10 protein-coding genes and 1 pseudogene are annotated in these 9,943 nt (G+C 53.6%); 6 read left to right on the forward strand and 5 right to left on the reverse strand.

Features of this window, described 5'->3' with window-relative positions; all coding sequences use genetic code 11:
* The first annotated feature begins 673 nt into the window (after nucleotides 1-673).
* Nucleotides 674-994 (forward strand): hypothetical protein, encoded by a 321-nt coding sequence (locus tag GT355_RS18715; RefSeq protein WP_420825987.1) that lies wholly within the window; start codon nucleotides 674-676, stop codon nucleotides 992-994.
* An 85-nt stretch (nucleotides 995-1,079) separates the two neighbouring features.
* Here GT355_RS18715 and GT355_RS17700 read toward each other — a convergent pair whose 3' ends face one another.
* The 3 genes from GT355_RS17700 to GT355_RS17705 form a co-directional block, all read right to left on the reverse strand.
* Entirely contained in the window at nucleotides 1,080-2,192 is a 1,113-nt protein-coding gene (locus GT355_RS17700) for an HNH endonuclease (RefSeq protein WP_160135822.1), read from the reverse strand.
* Between the two features lie 84 nt (nucleotides 2,193-2,276).
* The gene (locus GT355_RS18720) at nucleotides 2,277-2,723 is read right to left on the reverse strand and encodes a DUF7556 family protein (protein ID WP_420825988.1); all 447 of its coding nucleotides are present in this window, start codon (nucleotides 2,721-2,723) and stop codon (nucleotides 2,277-2,279) included.
* Nucleotides 2,724-3,058: 335 nt separating this feature from the next.
* Nucleotides 3,059-3,853 carry a hypothetical protein gene (locus GT355_RS17705; RefSeq protein ID WP_160135823.1) on the reverse strand — a complete coding sequence of 265 codons (795 nt, stop codon included), beginning with the start codon at nucleotides 3,851-3,853 and terminating at the stop codon, nucleotides 3,059-3,061.
* A 133-nt stretch (nucleotides 3,854-3,986) separates the two neighbouring features.
* Between GT355_RS17705 and GT355_RS18115 the strand changes: the two genes are divergently transcribed.
* Entirely contained in the window at nucleotides 3,987-4,223 is a 237-nt protein-coding gene (locus tag GT355_RS18115) for a hypothetical protein (protein ID WP_192928054.1), read from the forward strand.
* Here GT355_RS18115 and GT355_RS17710 read toward each other — a convergent pair.
* Nucleotides 4,192-4,851, reverse strand: a pseudogene (locus GT355_RS17710) (site-specific integrase); the annotation flags it as partial. The gene GT355_RS18115 and the pseudogene GT355_RS17710 sit on opposite strands and share 32 nt — an antisense overlap.
* Before the next feature lie 443 nt (nucleotides 4,852-5,294).
* Here GT355_RS17710 and GT355_RS17715 point away from each other — a divergent pair.
* The 4 genes from GT355_RS17715 (at nucleotide 5,295) to GT355_RS17730 (ending at nucleotide 9,517) form a co-directional block, all read left to right on the forward strand.
* Complete coding sequence (locus GT355_RS17715; protein WP_160135824.1) at nucleotides 5,295-5,945, forward strand: helix-turn-helix domain-containing protein; 651 nt, start codon at nucleotides 5,295-5,297, stop codon at nucleotides 5,943-5,945.
* Nucleotides 5,946-6,006: 61 nt separating this feature from the next.
* Nucleotides 6,007-6,900, forward strand: coding sequence for a ribonucleotide-diphosphate reductase subunit beta (locus GT355_RS17720; RefSeq protein ID WP_160135825.1), 894 nt, complete (start codon nucleotides 6,007-6,009; stop codon nucleotides 6,898-6,900).
* Nucleotides 6,901-6,984: 84 nt separating this feature from the next.
* Nucleotides 6,985-8,547, forward strand: a complete 1,563-nt coding sequence (locus GT355_RS17725; RefSeq protein WP_160135826.1) for an aldehyde dehydrogenase family protein — start codon at nucleotides 6,985-6,987, stop codon at nucleotides 8,545-8,547.
* Between the two features lies 1 nt (nucleotide 8,548).
* On the forward strand, nucleotides 8,549-9,517 hold the full coding sequence (locus GT355_RS17730) for a quinone oxidoreductase family protein (RefSeq protein ID WP_160135827.1): 969 nt from the start codon (nucleotides 8,549-8,551) through the stop codon (nucleotides 9,515-9,517).
* Nucleotides 9,518-9,759: 242 nt separating this feature from the next.
* On the opposite strand, the gene GT355_RS17735 is transcribed toward GT355_RS17730, so the two are convergent.
* On the reverse strand, nucleotides 9,760-9,943 hold a 184-nt coding region (locus tag GT355_RS17735; RefSeq protein WP_160135828.1), incomplete at its 5' end, for a transposase.

A 9,943-nucleotide genomic window follows, 5' to 3' on the forward strand; every position in this document is an offset into this window, starting at 1 on the left:
GAGAGATACTCAAACAGCGGTACTGTCTCGGTCGCCGCGACATTCAAGAAGTCGTCGACAGAAGTGACGTTTTGCAGGGTCTGGGCGTTGTTGGACACAATTCCCACACCCTGCAACCTCGCACGTGACGCTTTCTATGACACGCTCTTGGTCTATTAAGAGTCCGACGGTGACGACAAATATCATGATGAGAAGATGTGTTATCGTGACCGGGTTCTCTCTATCCAGCACCTCATTCCTATCAGGTACTGCGGGTTTGGCAAAGTGAAATACTCTATACCCAAAGTGTTTCAAAACCACTAGTTCCTTTATAAAGAATCCGGGAACCAGAGTGGATCCTACTTCTTCTGGATGTTTCAATGAAACAATAAGTGACTTGAGTAGTTCAATACAACTGTTCTACAATGATACTACTCCACTACAGCCATGAGGGTGATACCTGATCGCCCGACTCAGCAGAGACGACGCACCAGAACGCGCCGAAATCCAAGAACTCGTCAAAGCAGCAGACGACTTCCACGAAGAATTTCCGATTATCGTTATCAGCCGAACCGGACTCCGCAAAGACGAATTCTACCACATGACCGCCAACTGGGTCGACTGGCGGCAAGAACACATCTCCGTACCATCACGGCAGCGCTGCCTCTGCGCAGAATGCAAAAGGGACGGAAGAATGTGGACGCCGAAGACCGAGAAATTCGCTAGAGACATCGGATTTATCGATAGTACAGTAGCTGACTACCTGAACGACTACTTTGGCAACGGTGTGATGACCGTGAAAGAGAACTACTCGAAGACAGAGATTTGGCGAATCATCAAACGATGCGCTCGTCGCGTCGATGAGAAACGAGACACAGAGTTAGATACGAAAGACCCGCTCAACGGTCGCGCCTATCCACACAGTATTAGAGCCGCCTTCGCCACCCTGTACGCCGAGAAAGGTGTCTCCGAACAGGCTCTCATGATACAATGGGTTGGAAAGACATCTCGGTAGCAAAGAGGTATATCGATAGCACTGGTCGAGCTGGGAAACAGGCCACTCAGAAGATTCGCGAGTCTGGAAACGATTTCATTCGAAATTACTGAATGTCGCTTGGATTTGGTGTGTACGAGAGTGAGCGGTGAGCCTGTAGAAAGCGTGTCTCCGGCCAATCGTCTTGGTTTTCAGGTAGATATAGGCTATTATTGCGAAGGGAAGCCAGCTCTTCGTAACCCTTGATTGAAGATGCATTTCTAACAATCACAGTATAGTCATCGTCTATTGATATCCAGCCATTATCGAACGCCCAGTGATGAAGTTTACATAGAGCAATACCGTTCTGGAGAATGTCTGGCCCACCTTCACCTTTCTCAGTATTTTGCGAACCAGAAACAGGAAAGATATGCGCGGCTTCAACCTCTGGATTCCCTTTTGGAGACCAGCGCTCTTTTCCACAGACTGCACACCGATATTTGTAGGCTTCTATAACTTTTTCACGAAAATTGTGGTTGCGCTTTACTGAGGGGGTTGCTGGCCGATCTGGAATTTCGCGCGTGATAGTGACACTCTTTAGTTCCGCCTCCGTAGATTCTATCTCTGGTAGGGTCTGAGCTTGTGGGGACTCGGGCTGTTCCTCCGATGACGATGTAGTGTTAGGTTCGAGATCGGTGCGCACCGCGAGAAGAAAGTCCTCAAAGGACACTATATTACGGAGAAATTCATTCTGATGACCCTCTCCAGGCGCAATCAAAGTACGATCCTTCTGGTTCTCAATCGGGTCTTGGCCAACTTCATACCCGAATAGATCTCTGAACTGGTCTTTAGAAAGATCGATGCGAACGGGCTGAGTGGTACAGATGAAATATGTCTTAGCAGATGAATTGTACGGCCATATTTCACCAACAAAGTCTCTATCACGGTCTCTTCCTGTGGTAACAACCAGAGAGGCAGCATAGAAATCGCCGATCTCAGCGTCGTGGAACAGAATGATACTTCCTGGTTGGATATTGCTGTGCAGTGAATTGGTATGATAATTTGGAAGAACTACTGATAATGACTCAAACTCCTCTAGATCGATATCCCCGATTGTTTCCACCATATCATCCTTGACAGCTTCTTTCAGCTCATTAGTGTAGGATGTCCGCTCAATAGATTTTGTATAATATTCCTCGGTTTCCTCTCCACGCTGATACAACCATACGATATGGGGCATGTGGGAAGGGATCGTACCGTACCCAAATAATTGTACCCGCTACACAGGCTGTGGATTAATTGAGCAACAGAATTTGAGAGCTATCTATCGCCAGTTCGGAAGGGCTGCCGCCTCTTTGAGTGGTATTGAGATCCACGAATCGTCACGGGAGATGTCGGCGATGATGAATTCCTCCGTGGTGCCGTCATCATCGACCGAGGCCATGACGTCATCAGTTGCGACAGGCAGTGTCGCAGTAGTAGGTCTCGCCCCCATAGTATGTGAAACCATATCACGAGGTAAAAGCACCTCGTTATACTCTTGGAAAAAGTCTGAATGACTGTAGAATAGAGCCGGAGTTTCGAGATCATCTTTAAAAATCTGAGTTACGCATTGCGATATAATGATAACGAATCTAATAGATATCTCGCGATTCAATTGGAAAAGCCGGGAGCACGTTTTGCTCAGTTTGGCGCTGGGACTCGTGGTCGGACTGATCTTCGGCTGGATATTCGGTGCCTCGGGTAGTCCAAGTACTGGATACAATGCCATCGACTCGGGAAGCGATCATTTCGTCTACCAGTACAGCACAGAGAACCAAACCTACCTCGACATCGTGCCCAGACCACCCTTGGAAGGCTCTACACATCATGCCGGGTGAACGACGCATATTCGACAGGCGAAGACAACAATGGAGACCTCTTCAACATCTACCGCTGCTACAATCACCCAAACAAGACGCACCCAGATCTAAAAACCAACAACTGAATATAAAAACGACTCATCCGATACTCTAATGCGATCTCTGGGAGAAGATCGTCTCATACCCCCACGCGAGTCGTACCTGTGACTCCGTGGGAATTTCTCGCCACATATAGAACAGCAGATTAGAAAGGCATATCCTCAAAATCTCGGATATCAGGTCCAGATAATTCTTCTAGCTGACCTGGATTGACGCCCACATCTTTCAATGCCCACACAACAATGGGAACCAGCTGTTCCATCTGTTGGGCTATCTCTACTTCTGCATCCCTCGATCTATTAGTAAGCCCTGTTACCCACTTAGTGATTCCCAGATATTCAGATACAAAGACATCATGGCTCAGATACTCTACGGGATCTGTTGCATCAGCGCCTGAAAATGATGCAAAAAGGAAGCGTAATCCTAGCTCCTTATCTCCTAATTCCCAAGTTGTTGCTGAAGCAGTCACGTCATCAATACTCTTTCTTCTTAGTGTATTACTGACGGGAAACGTCGAACTAAGGGAAGTAATTCTATTTCTAAGGAGCTTTTTTATGCGAGTGGGATTCAATCCTGGAACCTCGATATCAAGGATAGAGCAAAGGGTCTCCATCTGGCTTTCAGAGAGATCGTAGTAGTCCTGAATTATTTTGAGGAGTGCTTTGGCTTGGCTCTTAGTTAGCGATGTCTCTTGTACTTGATTAGGATTTGGTTCGAAATCACCCACCTCAAGGATTCCAGAACCGTCGGTGTAAATAAATCTCAAGAATTTTAATGACTTGATAACATCCCATGAAATATCGTCTCCATGCCGAAGATCGTAGTCATCGATAATCGGATTGGCCTCGGATTTGAGTTTGTAGGTGATATTCCCTGTTTTGGGTGTCCAAGCGTAAATGTAGTATCCGGATTTGTCTTTGAGTTGATTAAACGTGGGCATTGAAGCAGGAGAGCCAGTTAGAGTACTAATATCTTTCGCCGGTTTTAACGATTTCTGTGACTCGCTGTAGTGCTACACCACCAGCCGTACAGCGCCGTATGCGTATTTCAACGCCGAATACGCACACAAATCTATGCCTGACCACTATCACGAGTCCGTCCGTATCAGCGATGAAATTCTGGTCAACAACCTGCTTGACATTGATGCCGATGAGGAAATCGCGGATAGACGGGACCGTATCACGGACCAGATCGAGGAGGTCAAACAGGAACTGGAGCGCCGGGAAACCATTCATGAGGAGAACGAACGCGATCTCCAGAGCCAGCTCGCTCGGCAGAGATCACCGGCCCTGGAAGGCCTCGGTCGTTGAGACGCTGCTTTTTCGCGAACACCGTCACGTAGCGGTCCTCGAGATGAACGTCCTCCCAGCGGAGTCCCTGGCGTCGTTCATCGCTCCTGTCACGGAGAACCTCGGCCCCCCGTACTCCAGAGTATGAGAGGAGATAGACGAGAGCGCGGTCGCGACAGGCCTTGATCGCTACCTCTCGGTCCTCACTGACGTTGTCGATAGCTTCGTGTGCCTGCTCATCGACGTAAGAGGTGAGCTGTTGGCGATCATCAGCAGACCAGGCCTGCTGCTCTCCGTTCTTGTGACCACCATCGTCAGGGATTGGTTCTGTTGCATTGCGGCGTTGAGCGACGTTCTCGGCGAGATGACCCTCGCGAACGGCCCAGCCACAGAATGCGGAGACATAGGCGTAGTAGGTCCGGACTGTGCCCGTCGCCCAGCCTTGGCGGGTGAGATGCCGAGCGTACTCGCGGAGATGGCCCGACTCTACCTCTTCGAACGTCGTTACGGCGTCCTCGTGCTGAGCGAGGAACTTGACGAAGCGATCGAGCTCTCTATTAGCATCACTCCGATAGTTCCCGCTCTTCCCACCCTGGCCCTTCCCTTTGTCCGTCAGGAAGTCCTCGGTAACCCCATCGATACGAACGATACTACACACCCCCTACTTTCACTGACTTCTGCATACTCTCAGCCTGCGTAACCCTAGCTCTGAGTCGTTGCATCCTATTCGCTGTGGGAGAGGGCGGGGAGGTGGGTAAAGTTACTAGTCCTTATTCGATTAAGCACGAGTAAACTGATCTTAACCGGATTTTGCCGATCCCAGTAGTCTGGGGCTCTACAGCGTCTGAACTCATGCCTATAAACTACATACTGTGATATCAATATTTGTCCGGTTGGATGTCAGAGGTTCGGCGTTTGGATTTCTACAAATCACCTGTTTGCTTATAACTGTGGCTGGCTAGATAGTCGTCCAATGCACCGTGTGGACGTTCGTTGCACCTATTTTCCGGTTGTCTCGAAGAAGTCACGGGCGGCACTGAATCATCCACTCCGAGGGAGGTTTATAACCGTGGGATAGTGAGTTAAATATCAATGACTCTCGTTGTCGAGTTCGATCTGATCTCGGAGAAATTACCGCTGACAGAGGTTGCCGGTGCTGCTCCGGACCTCATCCTCAGAGTTGATGATATCCTGACTTCTGAGCGCAGCCGGCCGGTGCTCGTTTTCTGGGCCGAAGGTGAGACATTCGAAACCCTCGAAACGGCACTCGACGAGACAGCGGTGGCGACATACAGTGTCCTCGGAACGACACAGAATCGTCGTCTCTATCGCGTGGAGTTATCCGAACAACCGCCAGCCATCTACACTGAGTTCGTTCGATTGGATACCGCCCCAATCAACGCGACGATCACACCGACGGGATGGCGAGCACGTATCCGATTTTCCAGCCGTGAGGCGCTCGCCGAATTCAACGACTCCTGTGAGACGTACGGTATTACCTTGCAACTCGACCAGATATTCGAAGCCCCACCCGAGACCGACGACGAGTATGGACTCACGCCAAAACAGCACGAAACGCTGCTCGCTGCCCACGAAGCGGGCTATTTCTCGATTCCTCGAACTGGCTCCTTGGAGGAGATTGGGGCTGAACTCGGCGTGTCCGCGCCGTCGGTCTCCGAACGACTTCGCCGCGCGCAGGACCGACTCATTCGGCATACTGTCGCTCTCGACGAACGGGGTTGATAAATGCCACAACGAGTTAGGCTCAACACTCGTTCACCTACGGGGCCTACTCGTATCTGTAATGGCGACCACTGACGCACCGATGCAGATCGATACTGATGCACAGATGTTCAAATACTACCGCCACGCTGTCGAGAAACACTGGGACCCTCATGACATCGACCTCGACGACGACCGCGAAAACATTGCCGAACTCGACGATGAAGAATTCGAGGGATTGAAGCGCGCACTCGCGCTGTTCGGTGCGGGCGAAGATGCCGTCGCGGAGGACCTCGCACCGCTGGCAGTCGTACTTGATGACTTCGAGGACCAGCTGTTCATCACGACCCAGCTCTACGAGGAAGCCAAACACTCGGACTTCTTCGACCGCTACTGGCGCGAAGTGATCCACGCAGCGGAGGACGACCGTGGGCAGAAACACTCCTCGCCGGCTGACGAGCGGTGGTTCTCGGACGAATACGACGAGCTGTTCGAGCGCAACGAGGCTGCAATGGCCGAACTGCTCGACGACGACACCGCCGAGAACCGCGCGAAAGCCTACTCACACTACCACATGACCGTCGAGGGAATCCTCGCCCAGACCGGCTACTACGGACTCACCCGCCAGTTCGACGAGGACACCTATCCTGACCTTCCCCATCTGCCAGGACTGGTCTCGGGTCTCACCTACATTCGCAGCGATGAAGGCCGCCACGTTGGCTTCGGGATGGCGAAGCTCAAGGAACTCGTCGAAACCGAGCGCGTACAGCCAGCCGTCATCGAGGAGACTGTCGGTGACCTCCTGCCGTTGGTGCAGGCGGCGATTCCGAGCTACGAGCGTGCCGGTGACGAAGGTGTCACACCGACAGAACTCACTGAGTACGCGACGAACAAACACGAACAGCGCATGAAACAGATCACTTCCGCGAGCGAACGCATCCCCGATGTCGAGGAACTGACGTCGCTCGCGGACTGATGCCGAGCATAACGATACGAGCCAGAACAAGCAACACGGGCCGCATCCCATCTACACATCCATAACACGTTCGTATAACACCCGATGTCACAGACAACACAGACTGAGAAGTCAACGATTTCGACCGATGCGGAGTGGAATCGACTCTACCTCAATGGCGAACGCTCGCCGGACGACCGCAATTCGCTCGTAGTCGAAAATCCAGCGACGCACGAGCAGATCGCCACGGTTCCGAAAGGAACTGTCGAAGATGTCAGCAACGCCTACGATATCGCCACAACCGCTCAGACGGAATGGGCGGAACGGTCACCGGGCGAGCGTGCGACCGTCATCTCCCGTGCGGTGGAGGTACTCCGTGACAACCGCGAGAGTATTCTCGAACTGCTGGCCGTCGAGTCCGGGACCACGAAGACGAAGGGCGTGAGTGAATTCGAGAGCGCCGCCGGCATCACGCAGGAGGCGGCAAGCTTTCCGACGCGGATCTCTGGTGACTACCGTGCATCGAACATCGAGGACAAGGAGAACCTCGTCAAACGCGAGCCGGTCGGCGTCGTCGGCGTCATCTCCCCGTGGAACTTCCCGCTTCATCTCTCGATTCGGGCGGTCGCGCCGGCGCTCGCGGCTGGGAACGGCGTCGTTCTCAAACCCGCATCCGACACGCCGATCACCGGTGGATTGCTCATCGCGCGCGTCTTCGAAGCGGCCGGTCTACCCGATGGTCTCCTCAATGTCGTTCCGGGGCGCGGATCAGAAATTGGTGACCGGATGGCTGGGCACCCTGCTGCTGGTGTCATTGCATTCACCGGGTCGACAGCTGTCGGTCGTCAGGTCGCAAAACAGGCGGTCGACCACCTCGCGTATCCTGCGATGGAACTCGGTGGAAACGGCCCACACGTCGTGCTCGACGATGCTGATGTCGAGAAGGCAGTCGACGCTGGCGCGTTCGGTACGTTCCTCCATCAGGGGCAGATCTGCATCTCTATCAACCGCCACCTCGTCCACGAATCGCTCTACGACGACTACGTCGAAGCACTCACCAAAAAGGCGGCCTCCCTCCCCGTCGGCGATCCGACTACGGAAGAGACAGTTATCGGGCCGATCATCAACGAGAGTCAGCGCGATCAGATGCTCGGGTACGTCGAAGAGACAGTCGACGCGGGTGCAACGCTCGAAGTCGGCGGTGCAGCCGTCTCGCTCAACGATATCGACGGCACGACGACACAGGCCGGAGACTTCGATACAGCGGCCACTCCCGGCGACGCCAATGGATCGTTCGTGCTCCCGACGGTGCTTTCGGGGGCGACCAACGAGATGGCAGCCGCGTGTAACGAACACTTCGGACCGATTGCACCAGTGATTCCGTTCGCTGACACCGATGAAGCGGTCGAACTGGCGAACGACACCGAATACGGACTCGCCGCGTCAGTGTACGGCAACGACGTCGGTCGTGCCCAACGGATTGCCGACCGAATCGATGCCGGAATGGTCCACGTCAACGACCAGCCGGTGAACGACGAGCCACACGTTCCGTTTGGTGGCTACAAGTCATCGGGAATCGGTCGGTTCAACGGCGACTACGTTCTCGATGAATTCACCCAACCGAAATGGATCTCGGTTCAGAACAAACCTCGGGAGTACCCATTCTAACATGAAAGCAATCGAAATACAAGAGTTCGGCGGGAGCAGCGTTCTCGAATCAACGGACAACGAAGTTCCCGAACCCGGTTCGGGAGAGGTTCGGATCGCGGTCGAAGCCGCAGGCATCAACTTCGCAGATATCATGCAGCGCCGCGGCCACTACCAAGGCGGTCCGGAACCACCGTATGTGCCAGGAATGGAAGCTGCTGGCACAATCGATGCGGTCGGCGATGGTGTAAATAGGGAAATCGGTGAGCGGGTTGTCGCGATGAGCGAGGAAACATATGCCGAGTACGTCACCGCGAACGAGGCTGCCCTCTTCGATATACCCGAATCGATGAGCTTCGCAGAAGCCGCAGGCTTTCCCGTACAGTTTCTGACTGCTCACAACACTCTGTTCGAGCGAGGCGGACTGGAGGAGGGCGAACGCATGTTGATCCACGCGGCGGCAGGCGGCGTCGGTACCGCGGCGACCCAACTCGCAAGCGAAGCCGGTGCGAAGGTATTCGGGACGGCAAGTACGCAGGAGAAACTCGATCTCGCCGAACGACTCGGCGTGGATCACACGATCAACTACACTGAGACGGACTTCGCCGAGGAAGTGAACGAACGCACCGACGATGAGGGCGTTGACCTCGTGCTCGATGGTATCGGTGGAGACACCACCGCACAGAGCCTCGATTGCCTCGCACATTTCGGACGGATGGTCTCGTATGGCGCGGCGAGCGGCCAACCCGGCACGCCCGACACCAGCACGCTCTTGTTCAATAACTACACTGTGTACGGATATCACCTTGGACAGTCGATGCAACGCGACCCGGAACGGGTCCTCAGTGCGGTGCCTCATCTCACCGAGTTGCTGACGAACGGCAACCTCGAAGTGGTAGTCGGTGAGACCTTCCCACTGGATGCGGCTGCCGACGCCCATGAGTATATCGAGGACAGGGAGAGCAGCGGAAAAGTCGTACTGGAGCCGTAAGACGACTCCTTGGAGACGACAATAGCTGCTCTATTGAAAATGCGGCACGGCGGCAGGATTCGTGGATTGTGAGCTAAGACGTCACGCAGTTGAATCGGAAAGCATCGCGAGTGTCCCGTCTGATCTGGCAGTGATCGATGTGATCAATTTGTTCGGATATATTCCAGCCAATGAAGATGTGGATTGTACTGGATAGCAACTGTCGGCTCTGGTGAATCGCCATGCTGCGGTTGATTTCGTGGTCATAGCAACCGCTTCATGTTGTGAACCGCGCACATCAGAACGATCTCGCGGAACTGACCGTACCAAGTTCGCGCACGCACGGCGTCGCCGAGCGTGCGCTTAATCGTCGAGAAGACGCTCTCAGACATCGAACGCTGGCGATATCGAGGCCCGTCGACCCGCGCGTTGTGCGCGTGGTCGACG

Source organism: Halococcus salsus, from assembly GCF_009900715.1.
Lineage (GTDB): Archaea > Halobacteriota > Halobacteria > Halobacteriales > Halococcaceae > Halococcus > Halococcus salsus.